Genomic DNA, 20,303 nt, shown 5'->3' with positions numbered 1-20,303 from the left:
TCTCGCTAGTTTTCATCGAGCTCGCTATTTGTAGTGGCCTCGCGAATTTTTTCGGCCGCACGCACCCGCTCGGCGAGCCTGCGGGTGGCATCGCGCAGCGCGGCTTCGGCGTCCACGCCCGCTTCGTGTACTGCCGCCGCGAGCGCCAGCAGCGCGTCTCCGATCGCGTCGGTGTCGGCGGATTCGAGTGTGGCCGGTGTGACTGTGACCGGAACTGCTGCCGCTTTACCCAGCACTTTTTGCGCGAGTGCAAGCGCCGGCATCCCGAAGGCGACACCGTCGAGCACCGAGGTGCGGTTGGCTTTTTCAACGGCTTTGGCTTCGTGCCACAGCCGAATGATCTCGTCGATATCGCGGGTTGGGGTCGGGCCGAATACGTGCGGGTTGCGGCGCAGTAGTTTGTCGGCCTGATCACGGGCCACGTCTTCAAGGTCGAAGTCGGCGGCAATATCGGCGTGAAAGAGCACCTGAAACAGCACATCACCGAGCTCTTCACGAATATCGCTCGCGGTTCCCGATTCGATCGCGTCGATCAATTCGGCGCTTTCTTCCTGCAAATAGGGCACGAGGCTGTGGTGTGTTTGTTCCTCGTACCAGGCGCAGCCCTGCTCACCGCGAAACGCATCAACTACGGCGAGAAGGCGCAGCAGTTCACGGTGCGCATCGGGGGCTGTTGCGGCGGCTTCATTTACTCGATCGAGCGGATGCGGTTTGCTTGATTCGCTCACGATGAGGCACCTGTTTTTGAGGTTTCGTTTTGAGCAGCGTCTGGGGACTCGGCGTGGTCGGGTTCGGCTTCAAAGATGGCGCGGAAAATACCGAGCAGCCAGTCGATCAGTTCGGTATCGCTGATGGGTTTGCCGAGCCGCCCGCCCGGGAGGGGCAGGGTCAGAACGCCCTGTGCATCCTGATATTTTGCATCCGGATACATGCGACGCAGTCGAATCTGTTTTGAATCGGCGAGTTTGACGGGCGTGATGCGCAGCACCTTCCCCATCGCCACGACCTCCGAGAGTTCGAGCAAGCCCGCCATGCGCCGGATGCGCGACACTGCCACGAGTGTTTGCACGCTGTCGGGCAGTTCGCCGTAGCGGTCGCGCAGTTCTTCTACGACGAGGTCGATATGGCCGGGTTTGGCCTTGGCTGCGGCGGCCGCCGAGAGTTTTTGGTAGGCCTCGAGACGCAGTCGTTCTGAATCGATGTATTCGTCGGGGATGCGCGCATCCAGCGGCAGTTCGAGGCGCAGTTCGTTGCGGGCCTCGTGGTGTTCACCGCGGAACGCTTCGACCGCCTCACCGATCATCCGCAGGTAGAGGTCGAAACCAACGCCGGCGATATGCCCGGATTGTGCGCCGCCGAGCAGGTTTCCGGCGCCGCGGAGTTCGAGGTCTTTCATTGCCACCTGCATCCCGGCACCGAGTTCGTTGTTTGCGGCGATGGTTTCGAGCCGGTTGTGGGCGGTTTCGGTGAGCGGTTTGTTGCCGTCGTAGAGGAAATAGGCGTAGGCCCGGTCGCGACCACGCCCGACTCGCCCGCGCAGCTGGTGGAGCTGGCTGAGGCCGTAGCGTTCGGCGTCGTCGATGATGAGCGTGTTGGCGTTGGGGATGTCAAGCCCGGTTTCGACGATGGTGGTGGTGACCAGCACATCGAATTTGCGTTCCCAGAAGTCGACCATGACCTGTTCGAGGCTGTTTTCGCTGAGCCGACCGTGGGCGACGGCGATGCGCGCTTCGGGTACGAGTTCGGCGAGGTGCTGAGCGACGCGGTTAATGGATGCGGTGCGGTTGTGGACGTAAAACACCTGTCCTTCGCGCAGCAGTTCGCGGCGGATTGCGGCGGTGATCTGCTTATCGGATTTGGGGCCGACGAAGGTGAGGATCGGGTGCCGATCTTCGGGCGGGGTTGCGAGCGTTGACATTTCGCGGATGCCCGTGGCCGCCATTTCGAGGGTGCGCGGGATGGGTGTGGCGCTCATGGCAAGCACATCGACGTTGGTTTTGAGCTGTTTGAGCTGCTCTTTGTGTTCGACACCGAAGCGCTGTTCTTCGTCGATGATGACGAGCCCGAGGTCGCGGTAGGTGAAGTCGTCGCTGAGCAGCCGGTGCGTGCCGATCACAATGTCGACGGTGCCGTCGGCAAGCCCGACTTTGGTTTCGGCGATTTCTTTTGATTTTTGGAATCGGCTGACACCGCGAATTTGCACCGGGAAACCGGCCATACGCTCGGTAAAGGTTTCGAGGTGTTGACGCACCAGCAGGGTGGTTGGCACGAGCACCACCACCTGCTTGTTGTCTTGCACCGCCTTGAATGCGGCACGCACCGCAACTTCGGTTTTACCGAAACCGACATCGCCCGAGAGCAGCCGGTCCATCGGCAGGGGCGATTCCATATCGCGTTTGATTTCGTCGATGGTTTGCAGCTGGTCGGCGGTTTCGACGTACGGGAACGCTTCTTCGAACTCGTGCTGGAAGGGGGTGTCTGTGCTGAACGCAAAACCGCGGGCGGCTTGCCGTTGGCTGTAGAGCTTGACGAGCCCCACTGCAATTTCGTGCGTGGCTTTGCGGGCCTTTGATTTTGTCTGCGCCCAATCGCTGCCACCCATTTTTGAGAGGCTGGGTTCTTCACCGCCCACATAGCGGGTGAGCTGGTCAAGGTGGTCGGTGGGAACGAGCAGTTTGTCGCCGGGATGTCCTCGTTTGGAGGGGGCGTATTCGATGACGAGAAATTCTTTTGTTGACCGTTGCCCGGGGCGCCCCGGAACCGGGATTTCACGCTGTTCGAGCCGCTGGAACCGGCCGATGCCGTGCTGATCGTGAACAACATAGTCGCCGGCTTTGAGCTGCAGCGGGTCGACCACCTGCCCGCTGCGGCGGCGGGCGAGTTTGCGGGGCGCTGCCGCGTTATAGCCGACAGCGCGGCCATAGAAGTCGGATTCGGTCAGCAGCGCGAGTTTTTGGTTGGTGAGTTCGATACCGACGCTCAGCGGCGCGTGGACGAGGTAACAGACACCCGGTTCGACCTCGCCGGGGTTTTCGGGCAGCGCCGTCACTGGGCGGCCGGCGGCGCCGCGTTCGGCAAGCACCTGCACGGCGCGTTCCACAAGGCCCGGACCGTTTGCGGACATCACGACGGTCCAGCCGGATTGCATTCGGTCAACCACGTGGTCGACGGCTGATTCCGTATTCCCCGCAAAACTTGGCACCGGGTCGCCGGCAAGCCGCACCGAGTTGTCGCCAGCATCCTCGTCGCCACCAAATTGCGAAAAGGTCCACCAGGGCCGCCCGCCTTTGAGCTCCCGCAATTGCCCGAGGGCGAGATAGTCGCCACCAGAGAGATCAATCGGGGCTTCAGCCCCCGCCGTTGCAGCGCTCCAGGCGGCTTCGAGGAACTCGCGGTTGGTTTGTCGCAGGTCGTTGGCGCGGGTCGTGACCCGTTCGGGGCGGAGCACGGCGATTGCCGCGTTTTCGGGGAGGTAGTTGATAATCGGCACGAGTTCGTCGACAAGTGCCGGAGCGAGCGACTCCATCCCCTCAACGGCGATGCCCTCGGCAATTTTGCCGAGCATCCCGGAAATATTTGGGAACTCGTATTCCATTTCGCGCGCGCGGTTGCGCACCGATTCGGTGAGCAGCAGCTCGCGGCTTGGGGTGAGGGTGATGCGCTCAATGGTTTCGTCGAATGAGCGCTGGTCGCTCACCGAAAACGGCCGCATCTCGTCGATTTCGTCGCCAAAAAAGTCGACGCGCACCGCGTGTTGGGCGTCGGGTGGGAAAACATCGAGGATGCCGCCGCGCACCGCAAACTCGCCGCGGCGGGTGACCATATCGACTCGGGCATAGGCCAGTTCAACGAGCTGCTCGGCGATGTCGCCGAGATCGTAGTCGCGCTCCCCCGCCACGAGTTCGAGCTGCCGGGCCGAATCGAGCCGCGGCATCAGCGGCTGCAGCGCCGCACGCACCGAGGCAAACATGATGAACGGCACCTGCGCTTCGGGAGCGACTTGGGATGCGGTGCCGACACTGGCGGCCCCGGTGATGACCGGTTCACCGCGGCGCCACTGGCCGAGCGCACGCATGGCCGCGAGCCGGCGACCGGTGGTGTCGGCGCTGGGGCTCAAGCGTTCGTGCGGCAGCGTCTCCCAGGCGGGGAATTCAACAATATGCGCCGCCGGCAAAAAGGCGGCGAGGTCGGTTGCGTACTGTTCGGCTTCGCGACTGGATGCGGTAATCACCAGCGTGCACGAGGGTGCGGACGCTTCGCGTGAGCGAGCTTCGACAAGCGCCGCCAGCAGCGGGGCGCTGAGTCCCTCAGCGAGGGTGAAGTCGGTGTCCCGATCGGCACGCGAAACTGCGCGCGCAAAGCTATCGGCTTGCTGGGCTGCCGCGAGAAATCCGTGAAGTCGCACCCAAGCAGTCTAGTTGCCCGCCCGCGGCGGCCTCCAGCCGGGTGCCTGGTTACTGGCCGGGCGTGCTCTGCTAGGCCAGGTCGGCAGAGTCGATCAGCACCGTGAACGGACCGTCGTTGACCGAGCTGACGCGCATCATCGCCCCGAACTGACCGGTTTCGACGTGCAGTCCGGCCTCGCGCAGCAGTTCGCAAAAGTGTTCGATCAGCGGTTCGGAGTGTTCGCGGCCCGAAGCCTGCGACCAGGATGGCCGCCGACCTTTGCGCACGTCGCCATAGAGGGTGAACTGGCTCACCACCAGCACGGGCGCGTCAAGGTCGAGTGCCGATCGCTCATCTTCGAGGATGCGCAGGCCCGCCAATTTGCGGACGATCTTCGCGGCATCTGCTTCGGTATCGCTGTGGGTCGCGCCCACGAGCACGAGTAGCCCGGGTCGAGGTAGCTGTCCGACGATTTTGCCCTCGACCTCAACCGAGGCGCTTGAGCACCGTGTGACTACCGCTCGCATTGTGAAACCTCCGCCGTCAGTTGGCGCTGACGGGCATATAGCTAGCTGGCCGGGGCGTGAAATTTTTGTTGCGCGGCCACCAGCCCGTCGGTGACCGTCAGTTCGACGGCATCCGCCGCATCCTCAATTAGCACCGGGAGCGCATCCCGTTCGGTACTGCCAAACGGACGCAGCACGAAGTCGGCAACGTCCTGTCGGCCCGGCGGGCGGCCAATGCCAACTCGCACGCGGATGTAGTCAGCGCCGGTTGCGGCGGAAATATCGCGCAGGCCATTGTGGCCACCGTGCCCGCCACCGCGCTTGAGTTTCAACGTGTCGAAGGGGATATCCAGCTCATCGTGCACCACGATGACCCGTTCGATGGGGATGCTGTGATACTTCACCAGCTGCGAAACCGGCCCGCCCGACACGTTCATAAAACCGGTCGATTTCGCGAGTATCAATTTGGGTTGACCCGGGGCAAGACGCCCCTCGGCGGTGACGGCGCTTGCGCGCGGATGGCGACGGAAACGTGCCGCCATCCGCTGCGCGAGCGCATCGACCACCATCTGGCCGATGTTGTGACGCGTTGCCGCGTACCGGTCACCGGGGTTCCCGAGACCGACAACGAGCCACTCACCAGCCACTGTTTATTACTCCTCCGAGGCTTCTTCGGCCGGAGCTTCGGCGGCCACTTCTTCGGCGGCGTCTTCGTCTTCTTCAGGTGCTTCTTCCTGCGGAACAGCGATGGTGAAGATGACGATTTCGGTCTCTTCGTCAACCAGCTTGGTGCCCTTGGGCAGAGCGAGGTCGGTGGCGAGCACGACAGTGCCCTCTTCCAGACCCTCGACGCTGTGGATGACGCTCTCGGGAATGTTGGTGGCCTCGGCCGAAACGAGCACCGATGCGGTCTCCTGCAGCAGGATGGTGCCCGAGAACGGCTCGCCCTCGGCGATAACCGGAACTTCAACCTCGACGCGCTCGCCCTGCTTCACGATGAGCAGGTCGATGTGCTCGATGATCTGCAGCACCGGGTCGCGCTGCACGTCCTTTACGAGCGCGAGCTGCTTGGTGCCGTCGATGTTGAGCTCGAGCAGCGCGTTGGCGCGACGAACGAGCAGCATGGTCTTGTGACCGGGCATTGCGAGGTGCTGCGGTTCGGTGCCGTGACCGTAGAGCACGGCGGGGATTTCGCCGGCGGCGCGCAGACGGCGGGCGGCACCCTTACCGAATTCGGTGCGGACAGTGACGTCGAGCTTGTTGTCGAGCTCTTTAGCCATGTTGGTTTCCTTTCGCATTGTGGCAGGCGAGACGCCCGCGCAAAACCCCGCGATTACGGAACCTGCGCACCGCGTCGATAACGGGCACAGCTGGCCCCTCGCCGAAGTACGCCCGATAGTCTACACCGATTTATGTGACCCGGTACGAGCTTTTGATCTGTCCTCAAACCCAGGGCATTATCGCCGGGATGCCTGACGCACCAGGCGAAGTGCTTTTCGATATCCCGAGCCACGCACAAGGTGCACCACAAGTGCGAGCGTAAAAAACAGCACCGCTTCAACAATGGCAGACTGCAGCATACTGCTCCCTACTGCGCCGTCGAAGCGATCACCGGCCATCATCGACACCGCCACACCCTGCGCCAGCATAAACACACCGAACACCAGTGGTGCCAGACCAGAAAGCATCGAGCTGAGCACCACCAGCAGCTTGATGAGTCCGACAATGCCCGTCAATACGCCCGCAACGATGAGCTGGTCGCTGAAGGTTGACATCAGCCACTCAGAGAAACTCTGCATGATGTTGCTGTCCGGAATATGGGGTTCAACGCTCATGAACAGCACGACCAGACCCAAGATCGCACCGATCACCATCGCGGCAACCCGGGCACCGGTGCCGGGGCTGCCGGTTCCCTCTTCGAGCACCGCCATCACGTTCACGCCGCGATGGTCCAGCTGATAACCGGGGGCGCGCAGATCGCGTTCGGCGGGCATCTGCTGCGGCACCGCGTGCTGCGGGTTATGCCACTGCGGTGGGTTGTTGCGTTGCGGGGCCGCGGCGCCGGGCTGTTGCGATGCTGGCGGTACCGCGGCGGGAAGCACCTGGGTGGGTTCATCCGCTCGGGTGGCCGCGCTTGGCTGCCGAGCATAGTTGAGATCGTCGGTGTCGTAGCGGCTGGTTGCAGTAACCGATTCGGCCGCATCCCGCACTCCGCCATCGCGACCGGATGCATCCGATTGCCCGTTGACACCGTCGACGTTCAGGTCGTAGGCGCGGGTTGGTGTTGGTTCGTCCTGTGCCGAGCTGTTGGCTGCGGGCTGGTTCCACCACGGCTGCTGATCGGTCATGAAATCGTGCCCCTCTTTCGTAACAGGTGGTTTCGCAACGATAGGTCTTGTGAACGGTTGGCTTTAGCGTAACGACCTCGGCGGTCGATTCCGGTTAGCCTCGGTAACGATTTTGGCCGCGGCCATCCATAATCGAAGGAAGCACTCAGCGAAGAAAGGCGAGCCATGACTGATACCCGTACCACCCCGGCAAGCGCACCCGCCAATATCGGAGTAGTTGGACTGGCAGTAATGGGGTCAAATCTGGCTCGCAACCTCGCCTCCCGCGACGGTAATACCGTGGCTATTTACAACCGCTCCCCCGAACGCACCGACGCGCTGATTGCCGCGCATCCCGAAGCCGGTTTTGTTGCCGCGCACAGTCTGGAGCAGTTTGCTGCCGCACTGCAGCGTCCCCGTACCGCGATCATCATGGTGCAGGCCGGCAACGCCACGGATGCGGTGATTGATCAGCTTTGTGAGGTGTTTGAGCCGGGCGACATCATTGTCGACGGCGGTAATGCGCTCTACACCGACACAATCCGCAGGGAGGCTGCGGTGCGTGCACGCGGTCTGCACTTTGTGGGCGCCGGTATTTCGGGTGGTGAAGAGGGCGCACTGAACGGCCCCGCGATTATGCCGGGCGGCCCCGCCGAGTCGTACCGCACCCTCGGCCCCATCCTCGAATCGATCGCGGCCCGCGCCCCCGAAGATGGCGAACCGTGTGTGGCCCATATCGGCACCGACGGCGCCGGTCATTTTGTAAAAATGGTGCACAACGGTATCGAGTACGCCGATATGCAGCTCATCGGCGAGGCCTACGATCTGCTGCGGCACGTGGGCGGCCTCGAACCCGCGCAGATCGCCGAGGTGTTTGCCGAGTGGAACCGCGGCGACCTCGAGTCGTATCTCATCGAAATCACTTCCGAGGTGTTGCGTCACACCGATGCCGAAACGGGAAAGCCGTTCATCGACGTTGTTGTCGACCGAGCGGGGATGAAGGGCACCGGCACCTGGACCGTGCAGACCGCGCTGTCGCTCGCGGTACCGGTTTCGGGAATCGGCGAGGCCGTGTTTGCTCGCGGTGTGTCGGGCCGCGCGGCGCAGCGTGCGGCCGTGCGCCCCACGATTACGAACCCGCCACAGCCGGTCGCGGTTGACGAGAGCTTTGTTGAGCAGGTGCGACTGGCGCTCTATGCATCGAAGGTGATTGCCTACGCGCAGGGCTTCGACCTGATTCTCGAAGGTGCCCGCGAATACGGCTGGGAGATCGATCCCGGTGTAGTGGCGAAGGTGTGGCGCGCCGGATGCATCATCCGCGCCCGATTCCTCAACCGCATCGCCGAGGCATACGGCCGCAACCCGCAGCTGAGCTCGCTGCTGGCCGACCCGTACTTTGCCGCCGAGGTTGCCAAGGGTGCTGATGCCTGGCGCCACGTGGTGTCAACCGCCGCGCTTTCGGGTGTGCCGGCACCGGCGTTTTCGGCCTCGCTCGCCTACTACGATTCGCTCGCCGCCGACCGGCTGCCGGCCGCGCTCATCCAGGCGCAGCGTGATTTTTTTGGTGCGCACACCTACGGACGGGTTGACCGGGATGGCACCTTCCACACCAATTGGTCGGGTGACCGCACCGAGCAGCAGCTGAACTAGTCGCCGTTCGATTCGCCCCGGGTAGTGGCTTCGTGGCTGCCCGGGGCGTTTGTGTCGGCAGCGGCAGGGTCTGCGTCGAGTCGACCGTATTTTTGTTGCAAAAAGTCGAGGTGGGCATCGCTATCGCGGCGAGCATCCCCAAGCACTTCTTGCTCGAGCTCGTCGACACCGCGACGCATCAGCTCAACCACGCGGTCGAGATCGCGTTCGAGCTCGACCACGGTTGCCTCCGACTGCCCGGTTTTAAGTCGTTTTACCGCGGAAATGCGTGCAGCCAGCACCCGGTATTCGGTCATCCGGTCGACCTTGAGCGTCACCAGCCTCGTATAAGCGGGATGCGCGGCCGTGATGGCGCCGGCTTTTTCGAGCACCCGCAGCCGCTGCTCCAGCTGCCCCATACGCGTATCCGCCTCGGGGGTTGCGCTTTTTGCCCCGCCGGTGGAAGTGATCGGCATCGCGGTCGCTCGCACCACATCGTCGATAAACGAGTTGCGAGTCGATGGGCGTTCGAACGGGCTCACGACAATTTCGTTGTCGCTCACAGCTCGCACCCGAAAGCTCGCGTGGCCGCGGCCGGTGAAGGTGCTCACCGATCCGGGCTCGCCAGTGCGCAGAGTCTCGCGGATCCGAGCCCGAACCGGGGCACCCGCCGCGCCGTGCAAATCAACCGCGTACGACTGCGATAGCGCTTCACCAGCCGCTTCGATCGCGGCGTTACGGGCTCGCACCTGACGCTGGCGGCGTTTTCCACCCAGCCAGCCACCAATGAAGGCCGCGGCTCCGGCACCGGCAATAATGAGCGGCATAAACGGTTGCACCGCGGCAAGTTCGAGCATGCCGGCGAGTGACCCGGCACCAATCCCCAGCGCGCCCCAGCCGACACCCGACCAAAACGGGATGGCTCCGGCTGGCACTGCGTTGCGGCGCCACATCCGGTCGCCCACCGGCGCAACAAAATGCAAATCGGTGTCGCTGCCATCGCGCCGCCACCCAACCTCACTTTCGGGAAGTGAGACGGGCACCGGCTGATAGCGCTCTAGTGCAGCTCCGCTCGAATCAGACATGCATCCATTGTCGCCGATGCATTTGGACGCTAGCGGCGAGGGGCCCGGTCACTCGACCGGGCCCCTCATTAGCTGCACCTGCTAGTGCGTAGTCGCGAGCGGCGGCGGCAGCCTTGACGAGCCCACGCAGCGAGGCGATTGTCTCGTCATAGCCGCGAGTTTTTAGGCCGCAATCGGGGTTAACCCACAGTCGGTCGCTGGGAATCGCTTTCGCGGCGATTTCCACGAGCTCGGCAATCTCGTCATCGCTGGGCACGCGCGGCGAGTGAATATCCCACACGCCGGGGCCGATACCGCGCGGGTAGTCATGCGCAGCCAGATCTGCCACCACTTCCATTCGCGAGCGGGCAGCCTCGATCGAGGTGACATCGGCATCGAGACCGTCAATTGCCGCGATGATTTCACCGAACTCCGAGTAGCACAGGTGGGTGTGGATCTGCGTCGTCACGGCCACTGCGGCAGTGGCGAGACGGAATGCATCCACCGACCAGCGCAGGTAGTCGTCGTGGCGGTCACGCTCAAGCGGCAGCAGCTCACGCAGCGCCGGCTCATCAACCTGAATGATGTGGATGCCGGCGGCTTCGAGGTCGCTCACCTCATCGCGCAGTGCCAACGCCACCTGGGCGGCGGTGTCGGCGAGCGGCTGGTCATCGCGCACGAACGACCAGGCGAGGATCGTCACCGGGCCGGTCAGCATCCCCTTCACCGGGCGGTCGGTGAGCGACTGGGCGTACTGCGACCAGGGCACGGTGATCGGTGCCGGGCGCGATACATCGCCCCACAAAATTGACGGGCGGGTACAGCGAGATCCGTACGATTGCACCCAACCGTTTGCGGTGGTGGCAAAACCGTCGAGGTGCTCGGCAAAATACTGCACCATATCGTTGCGCTCGGGTTCACCATGCACGAGCACGTCCAAACCGAGTTCGAGCTGCAGCTCGATCACGCGGCGAATCTCGTCGCGTAGGAAGCCGTTGTAGGCCTGCTCATCAATGTCACCGCGCAGGAAGTCGCGGCGGGCGCGGCGAATATCACCGGTCTGCGGGAACGAACCGATCGTGGTGGTCGGTAGCGGCGGCAGCGCCAGTGCGGCGGCCTGTGCCGCGGCCCGTTCGCTGTACGGTTCGCGTTGGCGATCGGCGGCGGTGATTCCAGCCACCCGTTCGCGCACCGCCGGGTTGCGCACGCCGGGGGCTGCCTCGCGGTCGGCGAGGGCTGCGCTTGCCGCATCCAGTTCGACCTGGATGTGTTCGCGTCCGTTTTCGAGACCGCGCGCCAGTGTCACCACTTCGCGGGTTTTTTCATCGGTGAATGCAAGCCATGAGCGCAGCTGTTCGGGCAGCGCTTCGGTCTCGTCTGCCAGGGTGTGCGGCACGTGAAAGAGCGACGTGGAGGTTGCCGCCGAAACCCGGGCCCCACCATCGCGCAGCTGCTCGAGCCTGCCGAGCGCGCGGTCAAGATCGGCACGCCAAATATTGTGTCCGTTAATTACTCCGGCGACCAGCTGCACGCGCTGCTCGTTCGCCGCTGCCGCCGGCGCCTCACCGTTAACGAGATCAATACCGACGGCCTCAACTCCCGATTCGGCAAGCTGTGCGAAGCTCGCTTCGGGAAGAGCTGCATACGAGGTGGCGACAAAAATCGCGGGACGGTCGCTTGCCGCTGCCAGTTCGCGGTACACCTGACCGGCAAGCTCACCCAGACGTGTCTGGTCGGCACCGAGCAGCTGCGAAACGAGCGCCGATTCATCCAGCTGCACCCACTCGGCACCGGCATCCCGAAGATCGGCCAGCAGTTCGCGGTACACGGGCACGAGGTCGTCGAGCCGGTCGAGCGGATCGAATCCTTCGGGTGCGGCATCGCTCGCCTTTGCGAGCGCGAGGAAGGTGACCGGGCCAACCAGCACCGGGCGTGTCACGTATCCGGCGGCTCTTGCCTCGCGCACCTGTTCGGCGCGCTCTCGATTGGCGTAGGCGAAATTGGTTTCGGGGCCGATCTCGGGCACCAGGTAGTGATAGTTCGTGTCGAACCATTTGGTCATCTCGAGTGCCGGATGCGTGGCGTCACCGCGTGCGAGCAGGAAGGCATCGTCGGTGGTCACGGTTTCGGCATGAATCGCGTCAGCGAAGCGAGCCGGCACCGCACCCACGGTAACGAGCGTGTCGAGCACGTGGTCGTAGGTTGATGAGTCTTCGGGGATGGATGAGTCGGTGCGGTCGAGTCCCGCGGCGGCGAGTGCGGCGCGGGCAGCGGCGCGCACTTCACCACGCACTTGTTCGAGCTCGTCGCGGGTGGTCTTACCACGCCAATACTGCTCGAGTGCGCGCTTGAGTTCGCGATTGCGGCCGATGCGCGGGTAACCGAGGACGGTGCCGGTTGGGAATGACTGGTGCTGGATGCTCATGCTGTGTTTCTTTCAGATCGTTTTCGGATGCGGTGCGGTCAGCTACCGCCGGATGCTGGTGGGGTGCGCGCTCGGCTCTGTCGCCCGTGGCGTTCAGTGCGAGCGCATCAGCATTCGGAACGCTGCACTCGAGCTCGACTCGGGAACCGGCTCTTGTTTGGCCAGCAGGGCTTCGGCTCGCGCTCGATCAACTGCACCGACGCGGCAGAGCAGTTCGACCGGTTCGCTGACTCGGTTTTGGGTGTAGAGGTGCAGCCCCGGAGCGCCCCCGTCGAGCAGGTCGTGACACATGGCGGTTGCCTGGGCGATGCCGAGTTCTTTGCGGGCGGCGTCGCTGGTGCACGATTCGAGCGCGCGCTGCCAGCGCTGTGGCACCGGTTCGCCGCTGAGCTGCGCCATGCGATTCAGTCGCGCGATCGAGGTGATCGGCATAATGCCCGGCAGGATGGGGATGCTCACACCGTGGGCGCGGGCACGTTCGACAAAGCGCAGGTAATCGTCGGCCTCAAAAAACAGCTGGGTGATCGCAAGGTTGGCTCCCGCTGCTTCTTTGGCCAGGAGGGTGTCGAGATCTTGCTGTTCGTCGCGAGATTCTGGGTGGCCGGTGGGGTACGCTGCGACCGCGATGATGCCGCCGCGGGCGTCCCTGACGCGCCAGCGTCCGTCGGTGGGGGTGACGCGTTCGAGTTCTTCGGGGATGCGGGTGCGCCGCACTCCGCGCACGAGTTGCGCGAGTTCGGCTCCGGTGCGGATTTCGCCGAGCCACTCATCTCCTACCGCGTCCGCCGGTTTATCGCCGCGCAGGGCGAGGAAGTCGCGGATGCCGCGGTCGATGAATTCACCGATCAGTGCTGAAAGCTCTGCGGTGGTGGCGCCCACGCAGGTGAGGTGTGCGAGGGGACGAACCTGGGCAAGATCGCGCACCAGTTCGAGTACGCCCAGCGACTCTTTCCGCGATGAGCCGCCGGCGCCGAAGGTGACCGAAATGAATTCCGGCCCCAGCGCACCCAATTGGCGCGCAACATCCGGCATTCGCGCCGCGACGGCGGGCGTGCGCGGCGGGAATAGCTCAAATGAGAACGGAACGGCGGTCATGCAGCCACCGTATGGCGAGCCGCATCAGCTGCCCAGCCGAGCTGTCACAAAGCGCAGTTCAGCGTCACGTAACGTCACACTCTGACATCTACTGCGACAAAATGCGAGATGTGCTGCCCCCGAGCAGCCACTATGACAAGTCAAAACAACCGACCCACGCACGCCCAAATTCCCTCCAGTCAATGAAAACCACGACCAGACGTGCCGGATACAGAATGAGATCCGTTCTGGGCCTAGCACTGAATACGCATGACAGCGCCGTCCTTAACTTCGAGGCTACGCGAAGCATATGCAGCCACCCGCGGGCGATGAGTGATAAAAATGACAATACGATCGACGAACTCGCGATTGATCGCATCTAAAATTTTACGCTCCGTGTCCTCGTCCAGCGCACTCGTTGCCTCGTCAAGGATCAGCACCTGAGGACCCGCTAAAACAGCGCGAGCGATCGCTATTCTCTGCCTCTGCCCTCCAGATAGCATTGCTCCCCTGACACCAACAGGGGTATCCAGCCCCAATGGTAATCCCTCAACAAACTCTGATAATTGAGCTAGCTCCAACACCTCGTCGACATCACTACTATCAACATTCCCAACTCCCCACAGTAAATTCTCACGTAACGTCCCTTCGTAAATAAAGCTATCCTGAGGAAGGAAACGAACGTACGAAGCGAGCGCCGAGTATTCAAGAGCACACAGATCGACGCCACCAACTGTAATTGATCCACACGTCGGGCGCAGCAAGCCAGCTAACAGCCGCCCCAGTGTACTCTTACCAACACCGGAAGGCCCAACAATACTAATAAAATCGCCAGGAGCACAACAACCATTTACACCACGCAAGACCGCAGTTAGACCATCATATGAAAACTCTACACCTTTTATAAGAAGCGATTTGCCAACTGGACAAACATTCCATTTCAGCGACCTGGGCTCCTCAACTGGACTATCAAGAAACTCAAACAACCTCGAAAACAAAGCCTTCGAACTCACCAGCTGTGCATATATATTCATAACCCCCATCGCTGGCCTCATAACGCCAAACTGCAATGAGGCGAAAGCCACCAAAGTACCAAGGGGCACTGCATCAGTAATATATAATTGCCCACCAACCCAATAGATACAGACAGGTAGTGCTGCAAACGAAATCCCGATAACAGCAAGCCTAGCCCCTCCCACCCGCTCCAAAGAAGACTCAGCTGCAGACAGTTCCTTAGCGAGGCTGTGCAATGATGCACCTACATTATCAACCATTCCGGTCGTACGGTTCAGCATCGCTCCGTCCGAGCTCATCACCTGGGAGAGTTTCGCATCAATAGCCGCATTCTGATCCTGGACGCGAGCCCGCCACAGCTGACGGTTCCGGCCACTTCTACGCGCGACCCAAATTGAAAAGACAATGGCCACGCAAGTAACAATTGCTAATTGCCAGGCAAGATAAAACATCACCACAACTGTCGCGACAGTCACAAAACAGTTAGAAATGATTGCAACGCCAGTTGAACCGAGTACTTTCCGAATCTCATTAACATCATTCATCAAATGGGCGCGTATTTTTGATTCCCCATGCTCGAGTAGATATGACAACTCAAGCTGGAGACTGTGCTCAATGACCGAGTGCCTGACTTTCAGAATCGACTGATCACCGATACGAGAAGCAACCATTGTCAGAATCACATTGACTACTTGCAAAGCAACCGCAACAGCAAGCATTAGACCAGCAAGGACCGTTAGCAGGTTAAAATCACCTTCCGGTAGTGCAACATTAATAATTTCACGAATCAAGAGCGGAGCACCTAAACCCAATAAAGCCGCTATCAGGCTACACACAATAAGCAGCACAATCCATCTCCACTGATCAGAGAAGAAAAACGACCACGCCCTATTCCAGGAAACTGGATAGTGAGCCAGCTGACTCATATCCTTCTCAGACGGCTGCAAGTAACTCTCAGTTGTTCTCCGAAGCAAGATGCCCACTCCCCGCTCCTCGAATCGCTAATGCCAAATGCGCGGATGGAACGAAATTAGACGAAACTATATGAGGGGTGTAAGCAGGCATAGTTAAGCATTCACCGGCGTGGATTTGTAGCAGTTCATGTCCATCTTCAAAGCACCAGCGACGTGTGCTTCGACGAACATCACCGGGAGGCAGTGTTGGCCATAGCTGCCAGTCTTTGCAGCCAACTATCTGAATCACCACAGCATCGGCTAGGTCAAAATGCCCAGGGTATGCTTGACAAAAGGCTCCAGAGAAGAAATAATGAGCCTGAACCCCTCTACTATCAAGATATGCTCTTAGAAGCGGATTGCTTGTTAACCCCTGATTCGAGCCAATAACTTTCAGAGCAGCCCCGGACAAGATGGCAGACTCGAAAGAACTGTTCACTAAATCAACCACGGTGTAGTCCCTTAACGAATTGCCTTCTCCCTCTCCCCGCTTCACCATCTCTACCGTCGAAAGATCTACACCACTTCGATAGATCAGATTCAAAGCGTCACCCAGAGACATAGCAACCCTCACACCTACGTTAGTCTCTAGATTCCACTGCCTCGCAACACTGCAGATTTCAATAAGCCCAATGATTTCGCTCGGATATAATCCTAATTCCTCTAGCACACCCATCATCTCACCCTAGAAATTCATATACGGATCCATTTATAATAAATTTATCTACTTTACTCTTGTTGGCAAACTCCAACAAGAGCTGCGGAGTTCCACACAATGGCTGACCCTTCACGTTGAGGCTCGTATTAATGAACACCCCAGTGCCACCTGCCCTTTCATCCGCCAATAAGGCGTGCCACAATAACGGATGTTTCTCTTCAGATACTACCTGCACACGAACCAAACCATTTGCATGTAACACACCCCTCAACCCCAGAGTATTCCGATTCGCTGGGATCGCGAAATTCATCATTGATAGATCACAATCGACTCTAGGGGTGTCAAAATACTTGTTAAACGTTTCTAAACGGACAACTGGAGCAAATGGGCGAAACGATTCTCGCTTTTTAACGCTGCTGTTAAGAACTTCGACTATGCCTGGAACCCCTGCCGATGCTATCAAACTCCGGTTCCCCAACGCGCGGGGCCCAAACTCAAATCTTCCCTCCACAATCGCTATAACTTCACCAGCTCGCAGCCACTCACTAAGTTGCCCCGCTAGCTCTACGGCAGATAAACCAGCCCATTTCAGTCTGAATTGATTAGACAGCTGAGCGCGCTTAACCACGGCTCCCACAAATGGATCGGCAATCGAATGATACGAGATGTCTAGCGCTTGTGGATGAGCTGCTAGAGCGGAACCCAAGGCGGTCCCAGAGTCGCCAGGCGCCGCCGGGACATAGATTGAATCGAGATCCGAAAGTGACATTACTGCACCATTGGCAACGCAATTCTCCGCCACTCCTCCAGTTAATACTAGTTTTCGCTGCCCAGTCATCTTTAGAGCGAATTCGCATATCTCGCTTACGAGTTCCTCTAGACGCTGCTGAGCGGCAGCCGCCAAGTCGCAGTGCACCTGCTCAATATTCTCCCCAGGCATTCTGCGCTGACTCACAATTTCATGGAATTGCGAAGTAAATCCTTTGCGTTGTCTACGTACTCTCGGATGAAGTAGCGCATAGTCAACGCGAATGCTGCCATCAACAAATCGTATCAGGCGTTTTATAGTTTCTCTAAAACGTGATGGATCCCCGAGCGCAGCGAGTGCCATCACTGTTCCCTCTTCATCATTCGGCATCCACCCGAGGTGGTCAGTTATAGATGCGTAGAAATATCCTATTGAGGAATAATCCGGAGAATTCCATACGTTTCTGATGACATTTCTTTCTGCGCGGCTTCCAAGCCAAACGGACGAAGCAGTAACCTCACCAACACTGTCGAGAACGACTATTGCACTTTGATCATAGCCCGACGCGAGAAAAGCATACATTGCATGGGCCTCATGATGCGGTATGCCGACCACGCTAGCATACGGGTACTTCTCTTTGACTGCATTGATCCTACTAGTCCACCTGTGGAACGCTTCGCGACATGCAGTCTCTCGTTGCTCAATTATGCTTTGTGAATACGATTCGTCGTGACTCACCGTCGCAAACAGCTTTGGATCTATATTGACGACTACTTTGTCGATATCGTTTGAGGAAATAGAGGCCGACCTTGTAAGTTCACCGATAGCCCGGCTCGGCCATGTGCGTACTTTCTTGATACCAATAAACCGCTCTTCTTCCATAGATCCAATGTACTGGTCGCCGAGCAGTAAAGATGCCGAAGAGTTTGGGATCCAAGCGCTGACCCCCAGCGTAACAGGAGCATCACCCACTCTTTTCACGCTCCCAGAAGTCAGAAATTGCGAGCACATATTCACGCCTTTCGTCGGGCCGCAAACTTAATGCTCGCCCCAGCATAATTGCAAGATGACTGTCCCCTTTATGGAATGCAGTGCGCATGTTACTGATCGCATCCAATCGTTCATCCCTATGGGCATTTGCACCGTATTGCATCGGAGCGCGGCCAGTTATTGCAACATACGCACACGCAATAAGTGCATACCAGTCTGCTTCCGGGCTACGTGTGGGAGCTGACCCGCTCAAACATTGTGCAGCTAATTCCGGCGCCATATAGTGGGTCAACCCGCCACTGTAAGCTTCATGGGAGGGCCCGGAGACTCCAAAGTCAATGAATGTTGGTTCAGAGTCCCTAAATCGGATATGTGTCGGCTGAAGATCCCCATGAGTTACTTGCCGCGCATGTAAGTAATCTAGCTCCTTACCTATACGTTCAATATCAGTTAACAACACGCTCGGTTTCATCCCAACCTGTCGCCAATGCGTTACCAAACTGCGCCCCTCTACCCAGTCCAGCAGAATCGCAGCAGCACTTTTTGTTTGATTGTAGTCCAGCACACGCCCTGAGTATCTATAACCTAACCTCTTCAACGAGCTGTACTCGGATCGAATCATATCAAAATCAGCACCTTCTCCCACTTTTAGGATACGCTTCTGACTCTCATGCGTAATAAGCATCAGCGCATAATGGCGCCTATTAGAGAGGGTCCGCACCTCATTAAGCGACGACGCCCCCCCAATATTTAGATTTTCGACTATAGCTTCAACGGACCTCTGCTGCTCTACAGACAACACTGGCCATGTGGCACTCGAAAGCATAACTCCCCAACCTCTGCAACATGACTGTTGTACTCTTCCTGCCATTTTCCTGTATTGGTGACATCAGGCACCTTCGCTTCAGCTGCTAGGAACTTATGTAAAAGTTTCGAGTGAGCATTGACCGCATCCGAAGTTATGTGCGCCCTGAATCTGCTGTCTGATTCGAGCTTACTCCGAATCACTACAAGCGATTCGGAGCCCTCCTGTTGGATTATCCTTTGTTCAGCTAGAATAGCTGCGCCGCCCGGCATGAGCCCCATGGTTATTTGGTTCGCTATCACAGCAATGCGGATCATCGAGAAAACCTCAGCCACACTGTTCACATCAGGCATGGAATCAACCCTGAGGACCACGCAAGCCAATGGATGCTTGCGAGTTTCCAACAGACTTTTTTTCTCTACGAACTCTAACAGAGCAAAGATAATATCCCGAAAAAGTTCCCAGCTCTTTGTAGCAGATGAATCCCTTACCCAGAGTGCGTGAGCATCTATACTTGGTTGCACAAATCTACAGTATTCTGTTAATTTCATCTGACTAACTAGTCACATATTCTTTTAATCGATGCCAGCACCTCTCGTCTCAATAAAGATCACTCTAGTACTGGCACCATCACACCACAGTCCCACGCCGCCACGACTACATCTGTAGACAAGTAAGCATTGTAGCTCTTTTCATCTAGGACACCTGACGCATCTGTAAACCATATCGGCGTCAGTTTCCCATATCTTTGGTGATAATCTTGAATCCATTGGATGACGCCGAATCCACTGCCCGGCATGTGACCGATGTTTTCTACCACACCCGCTTCCTCCAGGAACGCAGCGTAGGCGTCCGGATCCTTGAGCAATTCATGCCACACTGCGTCGACGGCGCCGCTGAACATCTTGTATTTTTCCACATCAATCATATTTACTAATTGGAAGAATTTTTTAGTTCTTGCGTGGCTTGCCTACGCTGTTCTTGGGTAAGTTCTGCTGTGTTCCGGTTTGGTATTTCTGTTCTAGCCATGATTACTTCCTTGTAATACTTAGCCCAATAGGTTTAAGCACACCCTAGTTGACCTACCCCGGCCGGCAACAGGTATTTCCTGTGAAAGCCCTGAAAGAATCTTGCTACTCCCATGGGCTATGCGGAGTCGTCTGCTAGCGGCGGTGGCTAACAATTGGTTCGCGTAACACTTGTCGGAGTTGGAAGTTGCCAGCTGCTGTAGATCGTGTTCGTAGTGTGACTCGTCACGAGATTGTGCACCTGATCTCAAGAACTTCAGCCTTCTCTGATCTAAAGATTGAGTGATCTTGAGTCTGCTGATCAACGTGGAGGTGATGTGGTTTAAGCGAAGATCACCAGGATAACTGTGGTGCTTAACCGTACCGATGCACATGTTGGCTGTCGGGTCAGAGATTCTGATTCTTGGCGTCAGATGTTAGAGGGCCCGCTTTTCTTCATCAGTCAGCTGCTAGGTGTAGTTGGTCATGACGTTGTCGACACGGGTGTGGAGGCGTGAGGCCGGTGGCTGGTCACTGCAGGCGGTGTGGGGTCGATGATAGTTGTAGTGATGGTTCCAGGCTTTAAGAGCTTCTCGTCGCTGTTGTTCTGACGTGTAGGGCCGGGCATAGAGGCACTCGTCAGCCAACAGCCGGTTGTAGCGTTCAACTTTGCCGTTGTGTCGTGGCGTGTACGGGCGGGTGTGTTGATGCCGGCCG

17 protein-coding genes are annotated in these 20,303 nt (G+C 58.9%); 1 reads left to right on the top strand and 16 read right to left on the bottom strand.

Going from position 1 to position 20,303, the window contains the following annotated elements; all coding sequences use genetic code 11:
- Window positions 1-5 precede the first annotated feature (5 nt).
- The 6 genes from JMV54_RS08275 to JMV54_RS08250 form a co-directional block, all read right to left on the bottom strand.
- Window positions 6-728: a nucleoside triphosphate pyrophosphohydrolase gene (locus JMV54_RS08275; RefSeq protein ID WP_201518444.1), complete on the bottom strand. Its 723-nt coding sequence runs from the start codon at window positions 726-728 to the stop codon at window positions 6-8.
- Window positions 725-4,405 (bottom strand): transcription-repair coupling factor, encoded by a 3,681-nt coding sequence (gene mfd, locus JMV54_RS08270; RefSeq protein WP_201518443.1) that lies wholly within the window; start codon window positions 4,403-4,405, stop codon window positions 725-727. Before mfd ends, JMV54_RS08275 begins: the two co-directional genes overlap by 4 nt.
- Window positions 4,406-4,475: 70 nt before the next feature.
- A complete protein-coding gene (gene dtd / locus JMV54_RS08265; RefSeq protein WP_201518442.1) occupies window positions 4,476-4,913 on the bottom strand; it encodes a D-aminoacyl-tRNA deacylase in 438 nt (145 codons plus the stop codon).
- Window positions 4,914-4,954: 41 nt separating this feature from the next.
- Window positions 4,955-5,539, bottom strand: coding sequence for an aminoacyl-tRNA hydrolase (pth, locus tag JMV54_RS08260; protein WP_201518441.1), 585 nt, complete (start codon window positions 5,537-5,539; stop codon window positions 4,955-4,957).
- Between the two features lie 6 nt (window positions 5,540-5,545).
- Entirely contained in the window at window positions 5,546-6,172 is a 627-nt protein-coding gene (locus JMV54_RS08255; protein ID WP_201518440.1) for a 50S ribosomal protein L25/general stress protein Ctc, read from the bottom strand.
- A gap of 177 nt (window positions 6,173-6,349) precedes the next feature.
- Window positions 6,350-7,240, bottom strand: coding sequence for a hypothetical protein (locus tag JMV54_RS08250; protein ID WP_201518439.1), 891 nt, complete (start codon window positions 7,238-7,240; stop codon window positions 6,350-6,352).
- Between the two features lie 165 nt (window positions 7,241-7,405).
- Here JMV54_RS08250 and gndA point away from each other — a divergent pair, with 165 nt between their 5' ends.
- The gene (gndA, locus tag JMV54_RS08245) at window positions 7,406-8,869 is read left to right on the top strand and encodes an NADP-dependent phosphogluconate dehydrogenase (protein WP_201518438.1); all 1,464 of its coding nucleotides are present in this window, start codon (window positions 7,406-7,408) and stop codon (window positions 8,867-8,869) included.
- Here the strand turns inward: gndA and JMV54_RS08240 are convergent.
- The 10 genes from JMV54_RS08240 to JMV54_RS08195 form a co-directional block, all read right to left on the bottom strand.
- The gene (locus JMV54_RS08240) at window positions 8,866-9,933 is read right to left on the bottom strand and encodes a hypothetical protein (RefSeq protein WP_201518437.1); all 1,068 of its coding nucleotides are present in this window, start codon (window positions 9,931-9,933) and stop codon (window positions 8,866-8,868) included. The genes gndA and JMV54_RS08240 overlap by 4 nt on opposite strands.
- Window positions 9,926-12,337, bottom strand: a complete 2,412-nt coding sequence (gene metE / locus JMV54_RS08235) for a 5-methyltetrahydropteroyltriglutamate--homocysteine S-methyltransferase (RefSeq protein WP_201518436.1) — start codon at window positions 12,335-12,337, stop codon at window positions 9,926-9,928. Before metE ends, JMV54_RS08240 begins: the two co-directional genes overlap by 8 nt.
- A gap of 93 nt (window positions 12,338-12,430) precedes the next feature.
- On the bottom strand, window positions 12,431-13,432 hold the full coding sequence (locus tag JMV54_RS08230; RefSeq protein ID WP_201518435.1) for a methylenetetrahydrofolate reductase: 1,002 nt from the start codon (window positions 13,430-13,432) through the stop codon (window positions 12,431-12,433).
- A gap of 233 nt (window positions 13,433-13,665) precedes the next feature.
- The gene (locus JMV54_RS08225; RefSeq protein ID WP_201518434.1) at window positions 13,666-15,351 is read right to left on the bottom strand and encodes an ABC transporter ATP-binding protein; all 1,686 of its coding nucleotides are present in this window, start codon (window positions 15,349-15,351) and stop codon (window positions 13,666-13,668) included.
- Window positions 15,352-15,379: 28 nt separating this feature from the next.
- A complete protein-coding gene (locus JMV54_RS08220; protein ID WP_201518433.1) occupies window positions 15,380-15,940 on the bottom strand; it encodes a JmjC domain-containing protein in 561 nt (186 codons plus the stop codon).
- 118 nt (window positions 15,941-16,058) lie between these two features.
- Window positions 16,059-17,795, bottom strand: a complete 1,737-nt coding sequence (locus tag JMV54_RS08215) for a carbamoyltransferase C-terminal domain-containing protein (protein ID WP_230972879.1) — start codon at window positions 17,793-17,795, stop codon at window positions 16,059-16,061.
- On the bottom strand, window positions 17,749-18,600 hold the full coding sequence (locus tag JMV54_RS08210; RefSeq protein ID WP_230972680.1) for a protein kinase domain-containing protein: 852 nt from the start codon (window positions 18,598-18,600) through the stop codon (window positions 17,749-17,751). Before JMV54_RS08210 ends, JMV54_RS08215 begins: the two co-directional genes overlap by 47 nt.
- A complete protein-coding gene (locus JMV54_RS08205; protein ID WP_201518430.1) occupies window positions 18,564-18,932 on the bottom strand; it encodes a hypothetical protein in 369 nt (122 codons plus the stop codon). The genes JMV54_RS08210 and JMV54_RS08205 overlap by 37 nt, the downstream gene beginning before the upstream one ends.
- A gap of 257 nt (window positions 18,933-19,189) precedes the next feature.
- On the bottom strand, window positions 19,190-19,507 hold the full coding sequence (locus JMV54_RS08200) for a hypothetical protein (protein WP_201518429.1): 318 nt from the start codon (window positions 19,505-19,507) through the stop codon (window positions 19,190-19,192).
- A gap of 549 nt (window positions 19,508-20,056) precedes the next feature.
- Window positions 20,057-20,303: integrase core domain-containing protein (locus JMV54_RS08195; protein WP_201518428.1), on the bottom strand; the 247-nt coding region annotated here is incomplete at its 5' end.

The sequence above is a fragment of the Gulosibacter hominis genome, assembly GCF_904842695.1.
Lineage (GTDB): Bacteria > Actinomycetota > Actinomycetes > Actinomycetales > Microbacteriaceae > Gulosibacter > Gulosibacter hominis.
The sequence above is the reverse complement of the archived record's forward strand: the minus strand, read 5'-3'. Positions and strand labels throughout refer to the sequence as shown.

Excerpts from the sequence above, each read along its gene's own strand:
- dtd (WP_201518442.1), bottom strand. The coding sequence starts at position 4,913 with ATGCGAGCGGTAGTCACACGGTGCTCAAGCGCCTCGGTTGAGGTCGAG.
- JMV54_RS08255 (WP_201518440.1), bottom strand. The coding sequence starts at position 6,172 with ATGGCTAAAGAGCTCGACAACAAGCTCGACGTCACTGTCCGCACCGAA.
- JMV54_RS08250 (WP_201518439.1), bottom strand. The coding sequence starts at position 7,240 with ATGACCGATCAGCAGCCGTGGTGGAACCAGCCCGCAGCCAACAGCTCG.
- gndA (WP_201518438.1), top strand. The coding sequence starts at position 7,406 with ATGACTGATACCCGTACCACCCCGGCAAGCGCACCCGCCAATATCGGA.
- JMV54_RS08240 (WP_201518437.1), bottom strand. The coding sequence starts at position 9,933 with ATGTCTGATTCGAGCGGAGCTGCACTAGAGCGCTATCAGCCGGTGCCC.
- metE (WP_201518436.1), bottom strand. The coding sequence starts at position 12,337 with ATGAGCATCCAGCACCAGTCATTCCCAACCGGCACCGTCCTCGGTTAC.
- JMV54_RS08230 (WP_201518435.1), bottom strand. The coding sequence starts at position 13,432 with ATGACCGCCGTTCCGTTCTCATTTGAGCTATTCCCGCCGCGCACGCCC.
- JMV54_RS08225 (WP_201518434.1), bottom strand. The coding sequence starts at position 15,351 with ATGAGTCAGCTGGCTCACTATCCAGTTTCCTGGAATAGGGCGTGGTCG.
- JMV54_RS08220 (WP_201518433.1), bottom strand. The coding sequence starts at position 15,940 with ATGTCTCTGGGTGACGCTTTGAATCTGATCTATCGAAGTGGTGTAGAT.
- JMV54_RS08215 (WP_230972879.1), bottom strand. The coding sequence starts at position 17,795 with ATGTGCTCGCAATTTCTGACTTCTGGGAGCGTGAAAAGAGTGGGTGAT.
- JMV54_RS08210 (WP_230972680.1), bottom strand. The coding sequence starts at position 18,600 with ATGCTTTCGAGTGCCACATGGCCAGTGTTGTCTGTAGAGCAGCAGAGG.
- JMV54_RS08205 (WP_201518430.1), bottom strand. The coding sequence starts at position 18,932 with ATGCCTGATGTGAACAGTGTGGCTGAGGTTTTCTCGATGATCCGCATT.
- JMV54_RS08200 (WP_201518429.1), bottom strand. The coding sequence starts at position 19,507 with ATGATTGATGTGGAAAAATACAAGATGTTCAGCGGCGCCGTCGACGCA.